16 protein-coding genes and 1 pseudogene are annotated in these 25,211 nt (G+C 36.2%); 10 read left to right on the top strand and 7 right to left on the bottom strand.

The genetic code is table 11. The features are described 5' to 3' along the window. Positions 1–31 precede the first annotated feature (31 nt). The 6 genes and pseudogenes from queG to KI338_RS01280 all read left to right on the top strand — a co-directional run bounded on the left by queG (position 32) and on the right by KI338_RS01280 (position 8,633). On the top strand, positions 32–1,180 hold the full coding sequence (queG, locus tag KI338_RS01255; protein WP_212919158.1) for a tRNA epoxyqueuosine(34) reductase QueG: 1,149 nt from the start codon (positions 32–34) through the stop codon (positions 1,178–1,180). Positions 1,181–1,280: 100 nt separating this feature from the next. Continuing rightward, on the top strand, positions 1,281–2,126 hold the full coding sequence (locus KI338_RS01260) for an amidase domain-containing protein (RefSeq protein WP_244853269.1): 846 nt from the start codon (positions 1,281–1,283) through the stop codon (positions 2,124–2,126). 48 nt (positions 2,127–2,174) lie between these two features. Then, positions 2,175–2,648, top strand: a complete 474-nt coding sequence (locus tag KI338_RS01265) for a tRNA (cytidine(34)-2'-O)-methyltransferase (RefSeq protein ID WP_212919159.1) — start codon at positions 2,175–2,177, stop codon at positions 2,646–2,648. Between the two features lie 516 nt (positions 2,649–3,164). Continuing rightward, positions 3,165–6,082 (top strand): annotated as a pseudogene (locus KI338_RS01270) (2-oxoglutarate dehydrogenase E1 component). After that, entirely contained in the window at positions 6,012–7,250 is a 1,239-nt protein-coding gene (gene odhB / locus KI338_RS01275) for a 2-oxoglutarate dehydrogenase complex dihydrolipoyllysine-residue succinyltransferase (RefSeq protein WP_212919161.1), read from the top strand. The pseudogene KI338_RS01270 and the gene odhB overlap by 71 nt, the downstream one beginning before the upstream one ends. A gap of 195 nt (positions 7,251–7,445) precedes the next feature. Continuing rightward, a complete protein-coding gene (locus KI338_RS01280) occupies positions 7,446–8,633 on the top strand; it encodes a NupC/NupG family nucleoside CNT transporter (protein WP_212919162.1) in 1,188 nt (395 codons plus the stop codon). Positions 8,634–8,666: 33 nt separating this feature from the next. On the opposite strand, the gene KI338_RS01285 is transcribed toward KI338_RS01280, so the two are convergent. Beyond that, positions 8,667–10,034 carry an MATE family efflux transporter gene (locus KI338_RS01285; RefSeq protein ID WP_212919163.1) on the bottom strand — a complete coding sequence of 456 codons (1,368 nt, stop codon included), beginning with the start codon at positions 10,032–10,034 and terminating at the stop codon, positions 8,667–8,669. A gap of 118 nt (positions 10,035–10,152) precedes the next feature. Between KI338_RS01285 and murG the strand changes: the two genes are divergently transcribed. Next, entirely contained in the window at positions 10,153–11,223 is a 1,071-nt protein-coding gene (gene murG / locus KI338_RS01290) for an undecaprenyldiphospho-muramoylpentapeptide beta-N-acetylglucosaminyltransferase (protein ID WP_212919164.1), read from the top strand. 156 nt (positions 11,224–11,379) lie between these two features. Continuing rightward, entirely contained in the window at positions 11,380–12,396 is a 1,017-nt protein-coding gene (locus KI338_RS01295; RefSeq protein ID WP_212919165.1) for a DUF3231 family protein, read from the top strand. 38 nt (positions 12,397–12,434) lie between these two features. Here KI338_RS01295 and KI338_RS01300 read toward each other — a convergent pair whose 3' ends face one another. The 6 genes from KI338_RS01300 to KI338_RS01325 all read right to left on the bottom strand — a co-directional run bounded on the left by KI338_RS01300 (position 12,435) and on the right by KI338_RS01325 (position 20,629). Continuing rightward, the gene (locus KI338_RS01300; protein ID WP_212919166.1) at positions 12,435–15,551 is read right to left on the bottom strand and encodes an MMPL family transporter; all 3,117 of its coding nucleotides are present in this window, start codon (positions 15,549–15,551) and stop codon (positions 12,435–12,437) included. Beyond that, positions 15,548–15,991, bottom strand: coding sequence for a MarR family winged helix-turn-helix transcriptional regulator (locus tag KI338_RS01305; protein WP_212919167.1), 444 nt, complete (start codon positions 15,989–15,991; stop codon positions 15,548–15,550). The genes KI338_RS01300 and KI338_RS01305 overlap by 4 nt, the downstream gene beginning before the upstream one ends. Before the next feature lie 174 nt (positions 15,992–16,165). Next, positions 16,166–17,308 carry a Ger(x)C family spore germination protein gene (locus tag KI338_RS01310; protein ID WP_212919168.1) on the bottom strand — a complete coding sequence of 381 codons (1,143 nt, stop codon included), beginning with the start codon at positions 17,306–17,308 and terminating at the stop codon, positions 16,166–16,168. Continuing rightward, positions 17,305–18,417 (bottom strand): GerAB/ArcD/ProY family transporter, encoded by a 1,113-nt coding sequence (locus tag KI338_RS01315; protein WP_212919169.1) that lies wholly within the window; start codon positions 18,415–18,417, stop codon positions 17,305–17,307. Before KI338_RS01315 ends, KI338_RS01310 begins: the two co-directional genes overlap by 4 nt. A 7-nt stretch (positions 18,418–18,424) precedes the next feature. Next, on the bottom strand, positions 18,425–19,942 hold the full coding sequence (locus tag KI338_RS01320) for a spore germination protein (RefSeq protein WP_212919170.1): 1,518 nt from the start codon (positions 19,940–19,942) through the stop codon (positions 18,425–18,427). Between the two features lie 132 nt (positions 19,943–20,074). Further along, entirely contained in the window at positions 20,075–20,629 is a 555-nt protein-coding gene (locus KI338_RS01325) for a beta-class carbonic anhydrase (RefSeq protein ID WP_212919171.1), read from the bottom strand. 800 nt (positions 20,630–21,429) lie between these two features. On the opposite strand from KI338_RS01325, the gene KI338_RS01330 reads away from it, so the two are divergent. Both KI338_RS01330 and KI338_RS01335 read left to right on the top strand, forming a co-directional pair. Further along, the gene (locus KI338_RS01330; RefSeq protein ID WP_212919172.1) at positions 21,430–23,178 is read left to right on the top strand and encodes an ABC transporter ATP-binding protein; all 1,749 of its coding nucleotides are present in this window, start codon (positions 21,430–21,432) and stop codon (positions 23,176–23,178) included. Next, positions 23,178–25,211: an ABC transporter ATP-binding protein gene (locus KI338_RS01335; RefSeq protein WP_212919173.1), complete on the top strand. Its 2,034-nt coding sequence runs from the start codon at positions 23,178–23,180 to the stop codon at positions 25,209–25,211. The genes KI338_RS01330 and KI338_RS01335 overlap by 1 nt, the downstream gene beginning before the upstream one ends.

A 25,211-nucleotide genomic window follows, 5' to 3' on the forward strand; every position in this document is an offset into this window, starting at 1 on the left:
AATAGTCCAATTAAAGAAGGGAGGCACTGCCATGAATACAAATCAATTAAAGGAAGAAATTATTGCCTATAGTAAGGAAATCGGTATTGATAAAATTGGTTTTACAACAGCAGATGTGTTTAGTGAATTAAAGGAACGACTAATTCGTCAGCAGGAGCTTGGTTATCAATCTGGTTTTGAAAAAGGAACCAATGAGGAAAGAACCGAACCAAAACGACTACTTCCCGAAGCAAAGTCAATAATTTCAATTGCAGTCGCTTACCCTTCACGAATGAGAAAAGATGCACCAAAAAGTACAAAAGAAGAACGAAGGGGATTTTTTTGTAGAGCATCTTGGGGAACGGACTATCATCATGTCCTACGAGAACGACTAAAAAAAATAGAAAGCTTTATACATGAAAGAATTGATAATGCGATTACTAAAATAATGGTCGATACTGGTGAATTGTCTGATAAAGCAGTGGCTGAACGTGCTGGGGTCGGATTCGTTGGTAAGAATACGCTCTTAATAACAGAAGAATTTGGATCTTTTGTATATCTAGGAGAAATCATGACGAATATTCCTTTTGTACCAGATACTCCTGCCGAAGATGGGTGTGGGGATTGCCGAATATGTATTGATGCTTGTCCAACTGGAGCAATCGTCCAAGGCGGGCAATTAAATGCACAACGATGTATTGCATTTCTTACGCAAACAAAGGATTTCCTACCGGATGAATTTCGCTCAAAAATTGGTAATAGGGTATATGGCTGTGACACATGCCAGCTTGTATGCCCCAAAAATAAAAAAATAGATTTTCATATACATTCGGAATTTGAGCCTGAGGATGATATTGCCAAGCCGAAGCTAAAACCAATGCTGACCATTACGAACCGTGAATTTAAAGAAACGTTTGGACATATTGCTGGGTCTTGGCGTGGTAAAAAGCCAATCCAACGAAATGCTATCATCGGGCTTGGACATTACCGTGACACTACTGCAGTTCAGGACTTAATTCAGGTTATGAAAAATGACCCTCGGCCTGTTATTCGAGGAACTGCAGCATGGTCACTAGGGAAAATTGGAACGGAGGAAGCGTTCATTGCTATTGAAAAATCGATGAGATTCGAGAAGGATGAAGATGTTCTCTTTGAAATGAGAAAAGGTTTAGCATTTCGAGAAGTGCAAACTTCTAGTTAGTTTTAACTGGAGTTTATTAATTAAAAATAGTAATTCAGAACAAATATTTACTACTTTAGACCGCATTCCCTCCATATACATTCTATGGGAGGGGATTTTTGTGCGACAGCTAGAAATGTTTTGGCAAAACTTTTTTAACAATGAAAATGAGGAATTTGATTGGTGGAATCGTCTAAAGATTTTAAATGAATCTCGAAGGGTTAAGATTGCCAGAATCAAGGGGAAAGGACATATTTTCCAGAGGATTAATTTAGGCAATGAAGAAAAATTGTATTATCAACTGCATATATCGATGTTAATGAAGCAAGGGAATCATTTTTTTCAGGAAGAGAGAATTATTCCACATCGATTTATATTAAAATCTGACCAAATTATTGAACATCGTCAAATGGAAGAATATGTTCCCAAACAGCATCTGGAGAAGGTAGAGGTTGAATCGGATGCAGTAGATCGGTCTGTACGATTTACTTATGACCGAAGAGCAGCCGTCCAATATGCGGAGAGATGGTGGAATAGTTATAATCCAGCTTATCGGAAATTTGAAGTAGACTGTACTAATTATATCTCACAGTGTTTAAGAGCCGGAGGAGCTCCAATGCGAGGGGCACCACATCGAAATCAAGGCTGGTGGTATCAAGGGAATAATTGGAGCTATAGTTGGGCGGTTGCCCATGCTTTGAGATGGTTTCTTTCTGGTTCAACACATGGTCTGAAAGGAACAGAGGTTGAGTCACCTAGTGAATTAATACCAGGTGACGTTATTTGCTACGATTTTGAAGGGGACGGTAGATGGAATCATAATACCATTGTGGTTGAAAAAGACGCCGATGGAATGCCACTAGTCAATGCTCATACACAAAATAGCCGCCACCGCTATTGGTCTTATGAGGACTCTTCTGCTTATACGCCAAATATACAATATAAATTTTTCCGTATTGGTGATTAATGCTATAATGATAGAGTTGTACAATAGAAGTTTAAGGAGATATGAAGTGTGAGTTTACATGTCGTATTATATGAACCAGAAATCCCATCTAATACGGGAAATATTGGAAGAACCTGTCTAGCAACAGATACTAAGTTACATTTAATCCATCCACTAGGATTTTCTACGGATAGTAAAATGGTTCGAAGGGCTGGACTTGACTATTGGGAACAAGTTGACTTAGAGGAGCATAATTCTATCTTTGAGTTATATGAAAAATATCCAAACGGAAAGTTTTATTATATAGAAAACTTTGGAACAAAACATTATACCGATTTTGACTTTAGTAACAAGGATGAGGAGTTATTTTTTGTTTTTGGGAAAGAGTCGACTGGAATTCCAAAGGATTTACTGATTGGTAAAGAAGATCAGTGCCTTCGAATTCATATGAACGATAAGGTAAGATCATTAAATCTATCAAACACAGCAGCAATTATTGTCTATGAGGTATTGAGGCAACAAGGTTTTCCACTTTTAACTTAAGGGCGATTACAAGAGCGCCTTCTGTTCTAAATATAGGAAATGGCGTTTAAGTAATTTTATAAGCCCAAAAAATAAAAGAGCTAGCTCATGTCCTGGGCTAGCTCTCAACATTATTGATTTTTCTTTGGTACCCCTGGTTTTGCTTCGTATCCTGCAGTAAAAATAGAAGTTAAAAATACAACTATTACACCTAAAAGTAGTGCTAATTTCATGAGAGTGCCCTCCTTCAAGTTTTTCAATATGTATGAAAAGACATTATTTGCTGTCCTCATTATATCGAATAAATTCCAGAATGTGAACTAAGAATGGTTACAAATTTCCGAAATGAAAAGTAAGAAAATTCCCTATCTTTTTATTTTATCTCAATTTTGTTTTAGTACGCATAAGATGTATTGTTTCCCTTGACAAAATAAGGTATATTAGTTGATGAAGTCATAACTCAGTTCTATAATTAGAATTGTGTAAAAAAGCCGTAAATTATGCGGAGAAAGTTAACTTCTAATGGGGGTATAAGTCGTGGCACAAAATGATGAATCTTCACAAAGATTCTGGGGAGAGTTTTATGGTCCTAATATAGGTTATGTTGAAGAACAATATGATCTTTACAAAGAGGATCCTCAAGCAGTTGATCCATCTCTAAAGGAAATTTTCGATCAACATGGAGCACCTATTTGGTTACAGGCTTCAAATGATATCGTTTACGAAAACGCTAGCACTTCCATAAATGATGTTAAGAAAATCACCTCAACGGTTAAATTGGTTGAGGCTATTCGTCGTTTCGGTCATTTAGAAGCAAATATTTATCCAGTTAGTGTTCAAGAAGAAAGAAAGTCTGAGCTATTACATCCAGAAAAATATGGTTTGACAGAAGCAGAATTAAAGGATATTCCTGCATCTTGGGTATGGGATAAAGCCCCAGCAGGTGTGGATAATGCTTTAGATGTAGTACGTGAATTAAGAAAATATTATACGGGTTCCATTACGTTTGAATATGATCATGTAGATAGTGATGAAGAGCGTGAATGGTTATCAAACTATATCGAATCTGGTAAGGCATATTTAAATCTGTCGAATGATGAGAAAAAACAACTATTAGATCGTCTTGCAAACGTAGAAGGATTTGAAGGGTTTTTACAGAAGACATTCGTCGGTCAAAAACGATTCTCCATTGAGGGACTTGAATCTATGGTTCCAATGCTTGATCATGTTGTTAAGCATGCAATAGCGGACAAAGTGGAACATATAATGATGGGTATGGCACACCGTGGTCGATTAAGTGTTCTAGCTCATGTTCTCGGAAAACCTATTGATAAAATCTTTTCCGAGTTTCACCATTCACCGAATAAAGAATTAATTCCTTCAGAAGGTTCAAGGGGGATTAATTACGGATGGACAGGAGACGTTAAATATCACTTTGGTGCTGTGAAGGATGTTAAAGATGGGGAAGAAACGAAAATAAAAATTACCCTAGCTCATAATCCTTCTCATTTAGAATTTGTCAATCCAGTTGTTGAAGGTTATGCTCGTGCAGCACAAGATAATCGTTCCCAAAGTGGCTATCCTGAACAAGATGTTACAAAGGCAATTCCAGTATTAATTCATGGGGATGCAGCATTTATTGGTGAGGGTGTAGTTGCAGAAACACTTAACCTAGCAAATTTACCTGGATATTCAACTGGAGGAACCTTACACATCATTGCCAATAACTTATTAGGATACACCACTGATCAAAAGGACGGACGTTCAACTAGATATGCTAGTGACCTAGCAAAAGGATTTGAAATTCCAGTAATTCATGTAAATGCAGATGATCCAATTGCTTGTGTATCTGCAATTAAGCTTGCTTATGATTATCGTAAGGAATTTCATAAGGATATCCTCATTGATTTAGTCGGTTACCGTCGCTACGGACATAATGAAATGGATGAGCCAAGGGTAACACAGCCTAAGCTATACAGTATCATTGACAAACATCCGACTGTTGCCAATGTTTTTGCTCATAACCTAGTAGAAAAAGGCATTATCAATCGTGAAGAATTTGATAAAATGGTTGCCGAAGTAGAGACGAATCTAAAGGCTATTTATGATGGCATGAGTGAAACTGATCTTGCTAAGGTTGAATGTAAGGACATGCCAGACGCCTTAAATACTGATTTAGAAGAATACGAGACAGCTGTTTCAATGGATGAACTTGTAGTTCTTAATGAAGGATTATTTAATCGTCCAGAGGGATTTACTGAAAATAAAAAACTGGCGAGAATATTTAAACGTCGCAGAGAGGCTTTACAAGAAGGAAACACGGTAGACTGGGGAGCTGGTGAGGCTTTAGCCTACGGTTCTATTCTTAAAGATGGTATTCCAATTCGTTTAACAGGTCAAGACTCTGAACGTGGTACTTTCGCACACAGACATGCTGTATTGAACGATGCTGTCACGAATGAAAAATATAGTATATTTCACGGCTTAGATGCTAAGGCTTCCTTTGATATTCGTAACAGCCCATTATCTGAGGCAGCAGTATTAGGATTTGAATATGGTTACAGTGTTCAGTCACCTAATACACTAGTACTTTGGGAAGCTCAATTCGGAGACTTTGCTAATGCAGCACAAGTTATTTTTGATCAATTTATTTCTGCTGCACGTGCAAAATGGGGAGAAAAATCTAATATGGTTTTATTGCTTCCTCATGGATATGAAGGTCAAGGTCCAGAACACTCAAGTGCAAGACTAGAGCGCTTCTTACAAATGGCGGCAGAGAATAACTGGATTGTAGCGTATGTAACATCATCAGCACAATTCTTCCACTTAATACGTAGGCAGGCAGCATTACGTGATAAGGAGGAAGCTCGTCCATTAGTCTTAATGACACCAAAGAGTAGCTTACTTCGCAATCAAAGAGTTGCATCAGAGGCGGTAGAATTTACGGAAGGTAAATTCCAACCATTACGTAATCAACCAAATCTAAAAGTAAGTAAAAAGAATGCTAAACGCTTACTAATTGGTTCTGGAAAAGTAATGATAGATATTGAAGAAACGATTGATCAATCAGGGGAAAAATTTGATTGGTTACGTGCTGTTCGACTAGAGCAAATTTATCCTTTCCCTAAAAAGGAATTAGAGAAGATTGTAAGTGAACTTCCAAATCTTGAAGAAATTGTCTGGGTTCAAGAAGAGCCTAAGAATATGGGCGCTTGGAGCTTTGTAGAGGAACGTTTACGTGAATTATTAAAGCAAGGGCAAACGCTAAGCTATATCGGTCGTCCAGATCGTTCAGCACCAGCTGTTGGTGATCCAAACGTGCATAAGGCAGAACAAGAAAACATTGTGCAACAAGCAATTAACCGACTTTAGGAGGAGATTCCAGTGAAAGAAATTATTGTACCCGAACTTGCCGAATCCATTACAGAAGGAACAATCGCTCAGTGGCTTATTAAAGTAGGAGATCGCGTTGAAAAAGGCGATCCAGTCGTCGAATTGGAGACAGATAAAGTAAACGTGGAGGTTAATTCCGAAGTATCCGGTGTTATCACTGAATTCGTTAAAGAAGAAGGAGATGACGTCGTAGTTGGGGATGTAATTGCAAAGGTTAGTGAAGAAGGTGGAGCTACTGCTGAACCTGTGCAAGAAGAAGCACCAGCACCTGCTGTAAAAAGTGAAACTCCAAAGGCTGATCCAGCGCCAAAGGTAGAGGAACAATCAGCTTCGAAGCATGATGTAGTTGCATCACCTGCAGCAAGAAAACGAGCTCGTGAATTAAATATTGATTTAAGTACAGTAGTAACGCGTGATCCACTTGGTCGTGTACGTTCTGAGGATGTCGAAGCTGCTGCAAGTGCACCAAAACAAGCACCAGTACCTGCTAAACAAGCTGCTCCTAAGGCAGAAGTAACAGAATTTACAAAGCCTGTAGAGCGTGTGAAAATGTCACGTCGCCGTCAAACAATTGCTAATCGTCTTGTTGAAGCGCAGCATACTGCTGCTATGCTAACTACTTTCAATGAAGTAGACCTTACGAATGTTATGAAGCTTCGTAGTGAGCGTAAGGATAAATTCATGGAAAAGCACGGCGTTAAACTTGGTTTTATGTCATTCTTTACGAAAGCAGTAGTTGGAGCATTAAAGGACTTCCCACTGCTTAATGCAGAAATCCAAGGAACAGATCTTGTTATTAAAAAGTTCTATGATATTGGTATTGCTGTATCTACTGACGATGGTTTAGTCGTACCTGTGGTACGTGATGCTGATCGATTAGATTTTGCCGGTGTTGAGCGTGAAATTGCAAATCTAGGTAAGAAAGCTCGTGACAAACAATTAGGGCTAAGCGATCTTCAAGGTGGAACATTTACCATAACAAACGGTGGTACATTTGGATCTATGCTATCTACTCCTATCTTGAATGCACCACAGGTTGGTATTTTAGGGATGCACAACATCATTAAGCGTCCAATCGCAATGCCAGATAATTCTATCGAAGTTCGTCCTATGATGTATCTTGCTTTATCCTATGACCACAGAATAGTTGATGGTAAAGAAGCAGTACAGTTCTTAGTACGAGTGAAACAGTTACTAGAAGATCCATATGATTTATTATTAGAAGGATAATTTAAGGTAAATCCTGCTATGACAATATGTTATAGCAGGATTTTTTTATGCAAAAAAGCTGCGATGAACATGACTTTTTATTTAGAGGGGACTAATTTTCCAGGAACTTAGTAAAAAATTTTCTAAGTTCCTGTTATTTCAGAAATACTTGGGGACAACTAAAACCGAAACTATATTTGTATAGGGGGAAACTTTATGGATATTCTTCTTGGAATTTTAGCAATAATAGTTGTCCTTGGGCTTTCATACTTACTCTCCAATGACCGAAGCAAAATAAATTACCGTGGTATAGGTATAATGATTCTAGTACAACTACTTATTACTTGGTTTATGTTTTCAACAACAATTGGTCAAAGCATAATCAATGGTATATCTGCAGTTTTTAATAAACTAATTGCATTTGGAAAGGCAGGAATTGATTTTATTCTTGGTGGTGTAGTAGAAAAAGAAGGCGGCGTCTTTTTCTTTGATGTTCTCTTATTAATTGTATTCTTTGCTACACTCTTATCTGTCCTTACCTATTTGAAGATTTTGCCAATCATTATTAAATATATTGGTGGGATTATCTCAAAAATAACAGGATTACCGAGGGTAGAATCCTTCAATGCTGTTAATAGTATTTTCTTTGGTCAGTCTGAAGCTTTAATTGCTATTCGGTCACAATTTCATCATTTAAATGCTAACCGATTATATATTGTTAGTGCTTCAGCGATGGGATCTGTATCAGCTTCAATTATTGGTGCCTACATTCAAATGCTTCCAGCAGAATATGTTCTTGTTGCTTTACCTCTTAATATGTTTAGCGCATTAATTGTTGCATCAATTATTGCACCTGTTTATGTTTCCAAACAGGATGATAAAGTCGACATTACGGATGTTTCCAACGAAAATAGTATTTTTGAAGCAATGGGTAATGGTGCTCTAGAAGGAGGAAAAATAGCATTAATAGTCGCTACCATGTTAGTAGCTTTTATAGCGTCACTTGAATTAGTGAACTGGATTATTCAAGCTATTTTTGCTGGTGTTACCTTACAGCAAATACTCGGCTATGTATTAGCACCAATTGGTTATTTAATGGGTATACCAGCGAATGAAGTACTAGAATCTGGTGCAATCATGGGAACGAAAATCGTAACGAATGAGTTTGTAGCGATGCTTGAGTTTCAACCGATGCTTGAAACAGTCTCGGAAAAAACAATCGGAATTGTAACGGTGTTTTTAACAAGCTTTGCTAATTTTTCATCCATTGGGATTATAGCTGGAACAGTTCAAGGGATTGATCGTGAAAAAGGGGGACAAGTATCAAGGTTTGGATTGAAGCTTTTACTCGGGGCAACATTAGCATCCATTCTGTCAGCAACTATTGCTGGTTTGTTCATATGAGTTACTTCTATTTAACAAAACAAAACCCATTTGTTAATCAACAGATGGGTTTTGCTGTTTGTCGTATTTTTTCTGAACATAGCGTAACCTAACTAATAATGCTCCAGCACCAGTGCTTAGTCCAACGATAATGCCTACCCAATAGCCAAATGGTTCAAGTGAAGTGAAGTTTGCTAATAGCCAGCCAGTTGGTAATCCAATACCCCAATAAGATACGAGTGCGATAATTAATGTCATATTAACGTCCTTATATCCACGAAGTGCTCCTTGAATTGGTGCACCGAATGCGTCTGCCAGTTGATAGACAATAGCAAAGCTTATAAATTGTACTGTTAATGCAATGACATCTGGGTCGCTATTATATAAGCTGGCAACATAATCGTTAAATAGGAATAAAATCATTCCGTTAAGTAACGCAATAAAAATACCACCACTTATACCGATATAACCGTAAGCTTTCGCATCATTTAGTCGTTTTGCTCCTACCTCATAGCCGACAGTAATTGTCAGTGCCATACCAACACTTAGTGGAATCATATACAATAGTGAAGAGAAGCTCATTGCGGCTTGATGGGCTGCAATTGTATTGGTATTATATTCACTCATTAATAATGTAATTGCAGCAAAGATACTCGTTTCAAAGAAGATAGCAAAGCCGATTGGGATACCAATTTTAAGTTGTTCCTTCCAGTGTTTTGTCTTTGGTTTAACCCAAGCTGAGAAGACTTGATATTCTTTAAACGGCTTCATTTTATGGATAATGAGTATAGCAAGTATACTTGTTAACCAATACGTAAGTGATGTGGCAATGCCAGCACCAATTCCACCAAGCTCAGGAAAACCAAATTTACCAAAGATAAATAAGTAGTTAAGGATGATATTTATTGGTAATGCGATAAGAATGATAATCATGGAAACTCTCGTTTGTCCTAAGGCATCCATAAAGCAACGCAATGTATTAAAAATGAATAAAGGAATAATTCCAAGCCCTAATGAAATAAGATAGTATTTGGAAATAAATCTAACTTCACTCTCTAAATTCATCATATTTAGGATGGGGTTAATAAAAAGGCCACCTAGTATAATTATTATAATTGCTAGGATCATAGATAAATAGATAGCTTGCTGCACCTTTTTTGCGAGTGAGTCATAAGATCTAGCACCTAAAAGCTGGGATATTATCGGTGTAATGGCTAGTAATATACCATTTATTCCAGTGAAAACCGGGACCCAGAGACTCGATCCGATTGCAACACCAGCTAAATCGATTGCTCCAGCCTGCCCAGACATGACCGTGTCAAAAAAGGTCATTAGATTTAGACTTACTTGTGTAATAAGAATGGGAAAAAAGATGATGAAAAATAACTTGATCTTTTCTTTGATGGTTTTGGTTTCATACATTTATAATGCTTCCTTTTTTCATATTTTTCTTATAGGATAGAGAAGGAACGATAGTGATTACATAAATGCTATTATAAGGCTTACATGTGTAATTGGAAAGAGGGGATTACCAAATCATATGAAAAATAAACGGATTCTATTCACAGGCGGAGGATCAGCAGGACATGTAATTGTAAATCTAGCATTGATCCCTGTTTTTAAACGTGAAGGATGGAAAATTGATTATATTGGTTCGAAAGACGGTATTGAAAGAAAATTAATTGAACAATTAGATGGTGTTACTTACTATTCAATTTCAACAGGGAAATTACGACGATATATGTCTCTAGAAAATATTAAAGATCCATTCAAAGTATTAAAAGGAACCCTGCAAGCATGGAGAATAATTGGTAAACAAAAGCCTGCTGTCATCTTCTCTAAAGGGGGCTTTGTATCAGTTCCGGTAGTTCTAGCTGCAAAAATGCGAGGTGTCTCAGCAGTGATTCATGAATCGGACTACACACCTGGACTTGCTAATAAGCTTGCTATCCCTTTTGCTAAGAAAGTGTTGGCAACCTTTCCTGAGACAGTTAACTTTCTACCAAAGGAAAAGGCAGAATATGTTGGTGCAGTTATTCGTGAAGAATTATTCCAAGGGGATAAAGAAAGAGGACTTGAATTATGTGGCTTTCATCACCAAAAACCAGTTCTACTAGTTATGGGTGGAAGTGGAGGAGCTGCCAAAATAAATGAAACAGTAAGGTCTTCCTTAGAAAACTTACTCTCGCATTTTCAAATTATTCATATTTGTGGAGAAGGAAAAACAGATTCTAGTTTTAGTCAAGAGGGCTATATGCAATTTGAGTATGTGCATGACGAATTAAAGGATATATTTGCTGCAACGGATTATGTTTTGTCACGAGCAGGCTCTAATGCAATATATGAATTTTTAGCATTACAAATCCCTATGCTACTTATCCCCTTATCAAAAGAGGCAAGCAGAGGCGACCAAATTATCAATGCAAAGTCCTTCCAGGAAAAATCCTATGCAAGAGTATTAGAAGAGGAAGATTTAACAGAGGAATCCTTAGCTAGACAGCTTAAGCAGTTAGTATCGCAGGCACCGGTTATGCGGGATAAGATGAAAGAATATCATAGTGAAAAATCACGTGATCGGGTTATTGAAATAATAAAAGAATCGGCAAAATAGGTAAATAGGCTATTCTTTGTTCTTGGTGACAGAGAATAGTCTTTTTAATTCTTATAGATACAAATTCGAATGATTTAAACGTTGCTTCCAAAACAAATATTTTTTTCTGAATAGGAAATAATAAAGCAAAAGATATCTGTTCTAAGGAGGCAAAATGTGAATAAGCATATCAATTTAACATCAGGTGAAATAGCATCACTATGGACAGTTTACATGAATGATAGTATGTCATTGCAGGTACTGAGTTTTATGTTGAAGGATTTAAAAGATGAAGAAATAAAACCAGTTATCCAACATGCTTATGATTTGTCATGTTCACATATTGAGAAGCTAACAGCTATCTTTAAAAAAGAAAACTATGCCACACCTAACGGATTTGCAGAACAAGATGTAAATCCTAATGCTCCTTGGCTTTTCACAGATGTCTTTTGTTTAACCTATGTTAATTTTATGGCAAAAATAGGTTCTGTAACATATGGTGGTCTTCTTTCCATGAGTACTAGGAAGGATATTCGTGATTATTTTACAGAGGTAATTCATGAAACTACGATACTTTACAATACATCCTTAGATATAGCGCTTGAAAAAGGAGTCAATTCAAGACACCCATATATTTCTGTACCTAAAGAGACAGATTTTGTAGATAGTAAAGATTATTTAAGCGGGCTTAATCCGTTTCAAGACAAGAGGCCACTTAACGCTATTGAAATTTCTTATTTGTATATGAATATTATGACAAACTCTATAGGCAATAAGCTTTGTTTAGCATTTGCACAAACATCTCCTTCAAAGGATATACAGGAATATATATTAAGATGTAGTGACGTAGCGAAAAAGCATGTGAAAATTTTTACGGACATATTAAAGGAAGAGGATATAGAGGTTCCAGAAGTCCCAGATATCAGTATTAGCAATTCTACCACGTGGACTTTTTCCGATAAATTAAATATGTTTCATATCTCTTTAATGATGCAAGCTGGCATTGGTAATTACGGTACTGCATCTGCAGCAAGTCAGCGCAGTGATTTAATGCTGAATTATGAGCGTCTATCACTAGAGGTGGCTAAGTTAGCGAAAAGCGGAGCAGATATAATGATTCAGTATAATTGGTTGGAACAGCCCCCTGGGATTAAATTACGTAAGAAATTAGCAAGAGATAAGGAAAAAAGCTGAAACAAAATATATTCCAGCTTTTTTCTGTACATGCTACTTTAATTTTTCTTTGTAAATGGCCACCAATTAACATTTCCGAATAATTTAACCATCACTGGTACAAACAGTGGTAACATGACTAATGCATAAAGGAATAATCCGATCAACACGACAGTGGCTATTTGTAAAATAGATAACACTCCAGAAGGTAGCATCGCAGCGAATGTTCCACCCAGTATTACTGCTGCAGAAATAATAACTGTACCCATTTTCTTCATTGCCGTTAGCATAGCTTCTTTTAGATTGCCGTCACGATACTCATTGAATCTGTCCATTAAGAAGATACTGTAATCTATACCTAATGCGGTAAGCATAACAAAAGCAAAGAATGGTACTGCCCATGTTAAACCATCATATCCAAGAATATTGACAAAGATAATTTCAGTAAATGCCATAGAAGTAAAGTATGTTAAAACTAAAGACCCGATTAGATATATTGGCATAAAAATCGAACGTAGTAAAATGATTAATACGATGAGAATACCAATTATCATGAATATTACCGTTCTAGAGTAGTCTTCATCAGAAACATTTTGCAGGTCGTTGTTTGTACTACTGATTCCACCGATTAAGGCTTTGCTATCAGCAAAAATGGTTCCTTGTTTAGCTTCCTTGGCCTTATCATTTACGTTATTTACCATATGAATGGCTTCCGTTGAATATGGATTATATTTCAATACAATATCAAATTTGACAATCGTTTTATCGTCTGATAGATACATATTAGCGCCTTCCATGAATGCTTCATTTTCGAGCGCCTCTTCAGGAATCATGACCATTGGATTATCTTCATCTGTTTTGATATCAGCAAGATATCCTTGTACGTCTGTTAGGCCATCACCAATTTGTTGAAGTCCATCGGCACCGTCAGACAATCCTGCTGCTAATTGACCAAGCTGATCTTGCATGTCTTGAAAGGCAGTTTTCAATTGTTCTTGACCACCATATAATTGAGAAAGTCCATCCTGTAGGCTTGGAATATTACCAACTACTTGACCCTGACCGCTCGCAGCTTTGTCTAACCCTGCTTGGAGCTGGTCAACTCCATTTATTAATTGTCCAATCCCTGATGAAATCTGCTCTTGTGCAGCTATGGACATGCTTAGATTATATTGTTTATTTTTATCGTTTAACTGATTTAATGGTTCAATAACCTTAGATTCCATAAGCTGTTGAATGCTTCCTAATGGTTTTACTTGGTTTAGTAGTTCTTTAAGAGTCATATATGCTGTCATAAAATCAGTGTCCTCTTGTAATTCTGGATGTTTCTGAAGAACGATTTCTAGACTATCATATACGTGAGTAATAGTACCCGGTAATTGGCTTAAACTACTAAATTGTTGATTATTTAAATCAGTTAGACCTTGTGCTAACTGTTGATATCCATTCAGCAATTCTTTATTACCAGAAATGGTATGGTCTAGCTTATCTTTAATTGTTTGAAGGTTTGTTTTCACTTCACCAGCACCCATAGCGCCTGATTCAATACCTTGTTCAATTTGACCTAAGGCTGATTGAATATCTCCGATGCCATTGTTAGCAGCCTTGGTTCCCTGCAATAATTGGTCAACGCCATCTTGGGCATCGGCTAATTTAGGGTTAGCCCTTTCAAGTTCAGAGGCTGCTTCTTGTAACCCGCTCTGGATTTCGGTTATACCATCCGTGCTTTTTCCTATTCCATCCGATAATTGACCTGTAAAGTTTCCTACTAAGAAGTCTTCAATGATGGTACCTGTTGGTCTAGTCGCACTTCTTACCTGATCGACACCTTCCAACTTTGCTAATGACTCAGAAATTCGTTCAATTTGCTGAAAGTCTGAAGCTGTATCAATGGGTGTATCTAATTTATAGACGACAGACATTGGCATTGTTTGACCTGGTCCAAAGCTATCAGCAATATAATTAAAGCCTTTAACAGATCGGTAGGAATCCCCGATTTCTTCTAAAGAGTTATAGGATTTACTGCCATCGTAGGATACTAGTGCAGGGACAACGATGATTGCAACGATGATTAATGCAATGAAAGGCCGTGCCCATGCAAAGGTTCCTACTATCCCCCAAAGCTTACTTTCTTTATGGGATACAGCTTTATCAAATGGCCAGAATAGCTTTTTACCGAGTACAACGAGAAAGAAAGGAACTAATGTACCAAGTGCAATAAGGACGACGGCAACTCCGACTGCTACTGCAACAGCTGATTGATACAAGGAGAAGGTGGAAAGTCCAATAGTGGAGAAACCAATAAGTACAGCTATTCCTGCAAATGCGATGGTCTTACCACTAGTTTTATAAGTGTTTAATACAGCATCCTTTATCGATTCTCCATTAGAAATTTCTTCTTTAAATCTACTAATTAGCAGGATGCAATAATCTGTACCTATACCAAACATAACTGCAACCATGAAAATTTGTGTAAAGGTTGATAATGGGAAATTAAATTTATCTGCTAATATAGAGACAACCCCTTGTGCTGCTAAATAAGATATTCCAACTGTTAATAATGGAATAAAAGGAGCTACAAAAGATTTAAATACCACAAATAATATAATCAGGATTAATACTACTGTAATAACTTCTGTTTTCTTTAAACCTTCTTCAGAGTTGGTAATTATATCCTGTGAAATAAAAGCCTCTCCAGTTAAGTAATGATCAATCGTAACATCTTCAAGTGAAGCATAGATTGCATCGCTCGCATCAGCTATTTCACGGTCTTTTAGTGAAACTTCCAATGGAACGATAATCGTTTTCCCATCCTCTGAAACGGTTTGCTCTTCTATTTGTGGATCTTCTTTAAAAGAGAGTATATTTGAAATACCTAAATGATCTGCTTGTTCTTCTAATCGTTCAATTGCTTCTCCAACACTATCTTTTTCTGTTGTATTAAACCCATCTTTTTCATGAAATACAAGTACCGCACTTGTACGATTCGCTTCTTTATCCGTTTGCATGGAATCGATTAATTTTTGTGCTTGAACGGAAGGTGAATCCTCTGGCGCTGCTATTTGTCCTTTTTCACGTACAAGGTCTTGTAAATTGGGAGCAAATATAAAAAGTGCTATAGCACTCGCAATCCAGACCAATGCAATTATCCATCTAAAATGAATTATATATTTCATTCATCTACTTCCCCCTCATCCATAATTCTGGCTAGCTTTTCTAATAATTGAATAAACGTATTGATTTCTTCATCTTCAAAGTTTGATAAGTATTTTCCTAATACTTCGAATAAAATCTTCTCCGTATTTGTGACAAATTCTCTTCCTTTTTCTGTAGCGAGAAGATATACTACTCTACGGTCTTTTTCATCGCGTTCTCGAATAATAAGGCCTTTATCAAATAAACGGTTTACTTGTGCAGTTACAGCACTTTTTCCTATTCCAAAAGTATAGGCAATATCAGTACTCGTGCATTTTTTATTATTAGCAATGTATTGTAGCGTTGGAAATTGATCTGATGTGATATCAACATTTATTTTTTCCTTTAATAAAATACTAACCTTTCGATAGACCAGATTTATGGCTGCCTGATACCGATCTACTAATTCCTTTAATTCCAAATACGTTACACCTCCCTTAAAAAGGTTCATAGGTTAAATAGTTCACTTATTGAACTATATTATCATAGCAAGTTAATTAGAATATGGCAATCCAGTTATTATGAACATTTAATGTACAAAAGAAAGGAAATGCATTTCAATTTTCCCTTATGCATTTCCACATTTCTTCTAATATTATCGATGGACTTCACCATGTCGGATGATTTTAACGTTTACATCAATTTCAACATCAATTTTAGGGAAGAGTCTATTCCATTCTTCCGTCGTGAGTTCTCCTCCTTTCTTATGAATTCTATACTGAACCCCGTAGCCAAAAATATCTGCATTTAATTCTTGTATAATGGAAAGAATTTCTTCAAATCGCTTTTTAATATTATTTTCAATTTCTTTTTCAAGACCATGAATTGCTTCGGGATTATCAAGCTTTAGACTTTCTGATATTTCTAATAGGTTTAATAGCATATTAATAGTAGTCTTGAATTGTAATTTTTCTTTGTTTTTCAATTTGATATTGCCTTTCCCTTTCTCTACAATATAGACCATATTGACATTCTTATTTTTTTTGGCGTGGCTTTTATCTGATAGGTAATCTGCTACCATTTCAATCGGAATGGTCATCTCATAATAATGCTCCCTGAGGGTGCCCTCCATGACTTGAACTAACACTTCATCCTTTAAGGGAAGCTGTCCCACCATTTTATCTTCCTTAAATAAGGCGATACCGTATTTAGAAGGGATCCCTTCCTTCATCCCTAATATTGGTAGAGTTGGCTCTATTCCTGGTGTGTTAATTAATGCGGCAACCTTTGGTAAGGAGCGTTCGGGAAAAATTCGTTTTTCTTCCCCAGGTCTGATGAGACCATGTAAAAATTCTCCCAGATTAGCACTAATGCCTGGATCCTGAACATTGAATAAACTACTTGCGTCAGATTCGCTAATCGCTAAAAATAATGTATTTGGGACATTTGCATCTCTTCTTAACGTATCAAGGAGCGGTTTAATACCTTTTTCGGCTGCACTCCTTCCGTAAATTTCTAATTCTTGCTTCCCAACCACTATTTCTTGATTGGTCTTGGTATTTGCGTTCCTGACTGCACCTTTTACAGTTTTTCCTTTTCCTCTAATTGTTGTATTTACGTTTGGGGAATCCTTTACAAATTGTAAAAGACTTAGGGTAACCTCTATCTCACCATCATCCGTGATATCTGTACCTCGGGTGAGTATGACTCCTAAATTCTCTAGCTGAAATGATTCCATACAACTAGAAAGAAGCAACAATAAACTAACCAATATCAAACATATCTTCATAGTTTTCATGCTTCTTCACTTCCTTGACGTCTCTTCCTCTTTTTTATTAACACGAATATGAGTAGAATGAATGGATAAACATAAATTAGCCAGAAACTATATCTCGCAATTAAATCAGTCAATTTACCAATTTGGTAATCATAATGAAAAAAATTGACAATGGTTAAATAAAAGATTGCCAAAACCCATATGGTAATTTTTTCAGGGACTTTATATACTCGTTTCACTCCATATGATATTGCCCAGAGTAAAAATACAAGATTTGGTAAAATGACCATCAGCCAAACCATAACAACGATATAATCTAATCTCTCTAAAAAAGTGAGAGAAGCACTTTTAAATAGGATTAGTAATGCCCAATCAATATGTTTTAAACCTTCTGCAGCGAAATAACCAATAGAGATTGTAGTGACTAATAGAACTGTAAAAATGGATAGTGTAAGTCCAAGAAAAGCTGGTAGTTTTGCTTTATTTTTATTTGCTATAAATGGATAAATGATCATTAATATTTCAAATCCCACCAGTGTGTAGGAGGTCTCTTTAGCTCCTTTTAATAGTTCGGGAATTGAAGTTTGAAACATGGGTAAAAAATTATGCCAATCCATTCTCATTATCGGGTCATAGAGGATGAAATAAAGCCAAAAGGTTGAAATGAAAAGTAGTAAGGATAACCCAACCACAACCCTTATTCCGCCAAATACAGCATAAAGAACTAGTAGCATGATTAAGAAGGCTATAGCAAAGTTTGGTAGTTCGTGATAGGCAAAAAGCTGAACAACCTCTGTGTACGTTAATAAGATGGAGAGGAAGCTTGTCCCAAAATGAATGATGAAGATAGTACTAATTAATTTTCCAATCCAAGTTCCGAAAATATCTGCATGGATTCCAAATAAATCTGTATTTTCATATTTTTTTAAGATCACAAACATAACATAGATAACTAACGCGATATACAAATAAGCAATAAGAATCGCTATCCAGGAATCACGACCTGCTTCCATATAGATAAAACGTGGAACACCAATGACTCCTACCCCCATTTGTATATCAAAAATAATAAAGAATAGGTAGAATGCTCGAATTCGGTTTCCTGGTTTTATTGAAACATTAATATTCATACCTCACCTACTCATCAATATCCCGTATCTGATCTGCATCCTTAGAGCTAAAGCGTTTAATAAATTTTGGACGATAAGATCGTGCTCGTTTACTACTATGGTTAAAGGGAGTACGGAAAAACACCTTATTAAAGTCCTTGATTTGTAGTGGATACAAAGGAACCAAATAAGGGCGACCTAGAGACTTTAATCGAAGTGTGTGTATTATTAAAAAAGTAATGCCAAATACAATACCAATTAATCCAAAAAATGCAGCCAAAATAATTAATGGAAAACGAATTAATCGTATGGTAGTTCCGAATAAATAGCTAGGCGTAGTAAAAGAAGCAAGGGCACTCATTGCTACAACAATAATGAGGATATTACTAGTTAATCCAGCTTCTACAGCAGCCTGACCGATAACAATACCACCAACAATACCCATTGTTTGCCCCACCTTAGTAGGCAATCTAGCCCCTGCTTCTCGTAATAGTTCAAGAAGAAACTCTAATAATAGTGCTTCAAAAATTGGTGGAAAGGGAACGGAAACGCGTGATTGCCCAATCGATATCAGAATTTGTGTAGGAATAATTGCATATTGATATGTCAGTGCCGCAACATAGGTAGGTGTTAGTAAAATCGAAATAAACATGGCGACAAAGCGTAGTATTCGTAAAAAAGACCCGGCCTGCCATCTCATATATAAATCTTCGGTAGATTCTAAGAAGCTAAATAATGTTGCTGGTGCTGTAAATCCAGAAGGACTATTTTCGACCAGAACACCAAGTTTTCCTTTGGTAATATTATAAGCGAAACGATCGGGTCTTTCTGTAATATCAAATTGCGGGAATAAGTTATTCTGCGAGTCCTCTATATATTGTTTTAATACAATTGCATCTTCTACTTCATCAACATCGAGTTCCTTTAATCGCTGTCTCATCGTCTGTACATCATCATCGTTGGCAAGACTTTTCATATAAACAAGACGGACATCTTTGGGCGATACTTTTCCAATCTTAAATTCTTCTAAGACTAGATCAGGTGATTTAATTAGCCAACGTACGATGTTCATATTCTTTGATAATGATTCAGTAAAAGATATTTGTGGGCCAAGTACAATTGACTCTGTCTCTGCTTTTTCTAGTGAACGGCTTTCTTTTTTAGCAAAAATATAGTCAACCGCAGTTTTTTCATCTTCAATGTAAATATATACTTTACCGATAAGTAAACCATTAAGAATTTCCTCTATGTCAACACTAGTTGAAGGCGAATTAACTGGTATAGAATTCATAAGGGTTTCATTGGTAAGCTTTTTACCATTTTTGTCAAACTCTACTAAAGGTTGAAGTAATGATTGTTGAATGCTAGCCATATCGATTTGATAGTCAATAAAAAACACGACAACATTACGATTGCTTACCGTATATCTAGAAAACTTTAGATCTGGATTTCCTTCGAATTTATCAATAAGAATTTTTTCTAGAGTATCAATCTTTATTGGGAATATTGAAATTCCTTTATTCTTAGGCTTTTGTTTTTTCCACATAGAAACCTCCAGGTTGTCTAACGGTCAGAGATTAGTATGTCTAAAATGCTTGATTTTATGTATGAAGGAATGGGAATGGGATTTAGGGAAAAAAAAGAAAGTCCCAGGGGAATTCCTTCCCAAGGGACTTTTTTAATCTTCTCTCGTAACAACATCCACTTTCCCGGTTCCTGGATCAATTACTAATCCATGAACCTTTACATAGGATGGTAGTAATGGATGATTTCGTATTAAGTTAACACTTTGAATGACAGATTCTTCTACTGTTTCGAAGCCGTGAAACTCATCTTCGAAATCTATTCCTGCATTTTCCAATGTCCGGATCGTTTCTTCTGGAATACCTTTTTCCACCATTTTATCGGTTAATGCCTTCGTATCAACTCGTGACATCCCACAATCATGGTGCCCAATCACAGTTACTTCTTCTGCCTTTAATTCGTAAATAGCAACTAAGATACTCTTCATAATACTATCAAATGGTTTACGAATAATGGCACCAGCATTTTTAACCATTTTGACATCGCCGTTTTGAATATTTAATGCCTTTTGCAGAAGCTCTACTAATCGCGATTCCATACAAGTAAAAATAACCATTTTCTTATTGGGAATGCTATCGGTTACATATTTTTCGTATTGTTTGCCCTCTACAAATTTTTTGTTAAATGCAAGCATATCGTCTAGATGCATTGTTTCACACTCCTTCTAAAATGAACAGTTTGGGTTACCCCATTAAAACTATAGCAGTTTTCGAACATTATACAAAATGAAAACTATAAAGGGGTGAATTGGATGGATGGGCATGTCCGTCATTGTAAATTATGTCAAAGGCAAATGAGCTATAGTGTATTTTATATGTGTATTGACTGCTTATTAGAGCTTGAAAAGGTTAGTGGTTATGTGAGAAGGAACCCTTATTCTAGTATAGAAGAAATCTCACAGGGAACTAATTTATCGAAGGAAAGTGTCCAAAAGATCATCAATTTTAATCCTAGATGTTATAAAGTGCGTAAAAAAGTTTGAAAATAGTTTATTTAAGAAAAGTGTTGACTATTTAATTTTGCCAATCTATAATGATGAGGTACTAAAATTTTAAGAAAAGGAGGTCATGGAAGATGAATAACATTAAAGTAAACCTAATCGTTCATAATTTAATATATCTTGTGACCTCTGGTAAGCGGGAAATTATGCCTTAAACTCAATGTACATAGGTATGCTTTGTTTCATTCGTTTATGTAAAGGTCATTTGTGTGCTATGGCCTTTTTATGATATTTAAGGGAATTATACGTCTGTTTTAGTCTTGTATTCCTATTATTGATACATGCATGTGCCATTTAGCACATGCATTTTTTTGTTTTTTGAGTGACTGAATATTCCTCATTTGAGATTAGCCTTGTAACCTAAATAACCACATGAATGAATGTTAAAAATCTATAGGTAGTGGAGGTTCATATATAAAGCAACTAGAAAGAAAGAGAAGGTGATATAGATGTTTCAGGTTTTTAAGAAACTAGATTGGTTTTTCAAACATTATTGGAAACGATATACCTTTGCGATTGTTTCTTTAATTATCGCAAGTGCAATTGGTCTGATTCCGCCGAGGTTAATTGGATATGCAATTGATCAAATCCAATTTAGTACGCTGACAGCAAAATTATTAACTATTATTGTCGTTGGCTATGTAGTACTATTAGTAATTCATTACTGTATATCCTTTCTGTGGGATTACACGCTATTTAGTGGTGCCGTTATTTTGGAGCGTTGGACTCGTTCGAAGCTAATTGACCACTTTTTAAAAATGACACCAACATTTTATGGGAAATACAAAACTGGTGACCTAATGGCAAGAAGCACGAATGATTTAAAGGCGATTGCTCAGACTGCTGGTTTTGGAGTGTTAACACTAGTGGATTCCACAACATTTATGTTCATGCTAATTGCTATGATGGGATTCTCTATTAGCTGGAAGTTAACCCTAGCTGCATTAATTCCATTACCAATCATGGCTATCATCATGAATAAGTATGGTGCGGCAATTCATGCTAGATTTACCGATGCACAAGCAGCTTTTGGAAATATGAATAATGAGGTACTTGAATCTATTCGTGGAATTCGTGTTATTCGTGCATTCGTTCAGGAAAAACAGGATAAAGACCGTTTCGAAACGATGACAGAGGAAGTGTATCAAAAAAACATTGCGGTTGCAAAAATCGATGCTATGTTTGAACCAACAATGAAAATTCTTGTTGGACTTTCTTATACAATAGGCCTCGGATATGGAACGATGCTAGTTTTTGAGAATGTTATTTCTTTAGGAGATTTAGTTTCTTTTAACGTATATTTAGGAATGCTAATCTGGCCAATGTTTGCGGTTGGAGAATTAATTAATGTCTTGCAGCGTGGTAATGCTTCCTTAGACCGAGTGAATGAGACAATTAACTATAAGGCAGATGTCCAAAATCCAGAAAATCCCGTAGAAGTTGGCCATGTTGATTCGATAGATTTTAATAATGTCTCATTCTCATATCCAGGAACAAAAATAAATCAATTAGAGAATATCAATCTGCATATCCAAAAGGGGCAAACTATTGGAATCGTAGGAAAGACAGGATCAGGTAAGACTACTTTATTTAAAATCATGCTACGCCAGTATCCAGGAGTACGTGGACAACTTAAGTTCTCAAACACCGACATGGAAATGATTAATTTAGAACAAATTCGTTCTTGGATTGGTTATGTTCCTCAAGACCAAATTATGTTCTCGAAAAGTGTTCGAGAGAATATTCAGTTTGGGAAAAATGATGCATCTGATGATGAGATTTTCCACGTTATGGAGCTTGCACATTTTGTAGAAGATATTAAGCAGTTACCACAAGGCCTTGGCACAATGGTAGGGGAAAGTGGTGTAACATTATCTGGCGGTCAAAAGCAGCGGGTTGCCTTAGCGAGAGCATTTATTAAAGAGCCCGAGATTCTGATTTTAGATGATTCTCTATCAGCAGTAGATGGGAAAACAGAATCTAAGATTATCGAACACTTACGTAAAGAGCGAAAGAATAAAACTACCTTTATTGCAGCACACCGCCTATCTGCTGTTACCCATGCGGATCATATTATTGTGCTCGAAGACGGGAAAATTGTAGAAGAAGGAACCCATGAAGAGCTCATGCAAAATGCTGGATGGTATAAGGAACAGTATGAACAACAGCAGCTGGATGATGAGGAGGTGATCTCCTAATGAAGAAGAGATCTACTGAGAGAAGACTATTTCAATATGCCTTACAATTTAAAAAGCGAATTATTATTGGTATCATCTGCCTGATGATTGCTACTTCATTGGAATTAGCGGGGCCACTTATTGCGAAAACAATTATAGATGAACATGTTGTAGGAATTGAAGGGACATGGTATAGCGTTCCTGTAAAAGATGATCGTACAACTGTTGAATTTGAAAACAACTACTATAAACGCGAAGATCGCATCAATGAAAAAGATGAGATTGTAAATACGAATACTATCCTACAAATTGGGAGTGAATACTTCCTAGTTCAAGGGGAGGAAGTTCCTTTACAAGGGGAAAGAAGTGTAAATGGTAATACGGTTACAATCAAATTACAGACAGAGAGTATTACGTTTACAGGTGAGAAAATTTCTGCAAGTGATATCTATTCGTTTTTCAAGCCTGAACAAAGACCAATTCTCCTCTTATTAGCGTTATATGTTGGTTTGCTTATCATTGCTGGTATTTTTCAGTTCTATAAGACATTTATGCTTCAAAAAGCTTCCAATCAAATAGTGAAAAAGATGCGTAATGACATTTTTGAACACACGCAGCGAATTCCAATAAACTATTTTGTTGATCAGCCTGCAGGTAAAATTGTTGCTCGTATTACCAATGATACGGAAGCTATACGTGATTTGTATGAAAGGGTTCTAAGTATCATCATTACAAGTGCAATTTATATGGCGGGAATCTTTGTCGCATTATTTATCTTGAATGCAAAACTAGCTGTATGGTTTTTATTATTAATACCACTAATCATTGTATGGATGAAGTTTTATAAGTTTTTCGGAACTAAATACAATAAAGTAATCCGTTCAACAATCAGTGAAATAAATGGAAAAATAAATGAAGCTATTCAAGGAATGACCATCATACAGGCATTTCGTCGTGAAAAAAAGACGAAGGAAGAATTTGAAGTATTAAATAAAAGACATTTTACGTATCAACGAAAATTATTAAAATTAAGTGCATTGACATCGTATAATTTAGTTACGGTCTTTCGAAATATTTCATTTGTCGCTTTTATTTGGTATTTTGGTTCTGCTTCTTTAGACATTCAAAACATTATCTCTATTGGGATGCTCTATGCAATAGTGGACTTATTAAACCGATTATTTGAGCCAGTAAATGATATCGTAAATCAATTGCCATTACTAGAACAAGCAAGGGTTGCTGGAAGCCGTGTGTTTGAATTAATGGATAAAGAAGGCGAAGAGGTTAACCAAGAGAAATTAGAACGTTATAAAGGTAACATTGAATTTGATCATATTTCATTTGCTTATAATGATGCGGATTATGTTTTAAAAGATATATCATTGTCGATTAAATCGGGAGAAACAGTAGCATTTGTGGGACATACCGGCTCTGGAAAAAGCTCGATTATGAATTTATTATTTAGGTTTTATGATCCGCAAAAAGGAACAATAACTATTGACGGTCATAACACAATGGAATGGTCCAGACAACAAGTACGTAGTCATATGGGGATTGTGTTACAGGATCCATTTTTATTCTCAGGGACTATTATTTCCAATGTCACCATGAATGACCCGAAAATAACACGAGAAAAAGCTATTCAAGCATTACGAACGGTCGGTGCGGATCGATTCATTGAGAAGCTGCCGAAGAAATACGATGAAAAAGTATCTGAGGGTGGAACAACGTATTCATTAGGTGAAAGACAGTTAATATCCTTTGCTCGTGCTCTTGCTTTTGATCCAGCAATTCTTATTCTAGATGAAGCGACTGCTAACATTGATACAGAGACTGAAAATATAATTCAGCATGCACTAGAGGTTTTAAAACAAGGTAGAACAACTTTAGTTATTGCCCATCGCTTGTCAACCATTCAGCAAGCAAATACCATATTTGTGTTGGATCATGGTAAAATTATAGAACAAGGTAATCATGAGGAGTTAATTGCAGAAAAAGGCACGTACTATCAAATGTACAAGATGCAACAAGGTATCTCGCAAAGAGCAGTCTAG

The sequence above is a fragment of the Ornithinibacillus bavariensis genome (genome assembly GCF_018333235.1).
In the GTDB taxonomy this organism is placed as follows: Bacteria; Bacillota; Bacilli; order Bacillales; family Amphibacillaceae; genus Ornithinibacillus; species Ornithinibacillus bavariensis.

Bases quoted from the DNA above. Each gene is read 5' to 3' on its own strand.
- KI338_RS01285 (WP_212919163.1), bottom strand. From the start codon at position 10,034: ATGTATGAAACCAAAACCATCAAAGAAAAGATCAAGTTATTTTTCATC.
- KI338_RS01330 (WP_212919172.1), top strand. From the start codon at position 21,430: ATGTTTCAGGTTTTTAAGAAACTAGATTGGTTTTTCAAACATTATTGG.
- KI338_RS01335 (WP_212919173.1), top strand. From the start codon at position 23,178: ATGAAGAAGAGATCTACTGAGAGAAGACTATTTCAATATGCCTTACAA.
- KI338_RS01310 (WP_212919168.1), bottom strand. From the start codon at position 17,308: ATGAAAACTATGAAGATATGTTTGATATTGGTTAGTTTATTGTTGCTT.
- murG (WP_212919164.1), top strand. From the start codon at position 10,153: ATGAAAAATAAACGGATTCTATTCACAGGCGGAGGATCAGCAGGACAT.
- KI338_RS01320 (WP_212919170.1), bottom strand. From the start codon at position 19,942: ATGTGGAAAAAACAAAAGCCTAAGAATAAAGGAATTTCAATATTCCCA.
- KI338_RS01315 (WP_212919169.1), bottom strand. From the start codon at position 18,417: ATGAATATTAATGTTTCAATAAAACCAGGAAACCGAATTCGAGCATTC.
- KI338_RS01325 (WP_212919171.1), bottom strand. From the start codon at position 20,629: ATGCATCTAGACGATATGCTTGCATTTAACAAAAAATTTGTAGAGGGC.
- KI338_RS01280 (WP_212919162.1), top strand. From the start codon at position 7,446: ATGGATATTCTTCTTGGAATTTTAGCAATAATAGTTGTCCTTGGGCTT.
- queG (WP_212919158.1), top strand. From the start codon at position 32: ATGAATACAAATCAATTAAAGGAAGAAATTATTGCCTATAGTAAGGAA.
- KI338_RS01300 (WP_212919166.1), bottom strand. From the start codon at position 15,551: ATGAAATATATAATTCATTTTAGATGGATAATTGCATTGGTCTGGATT.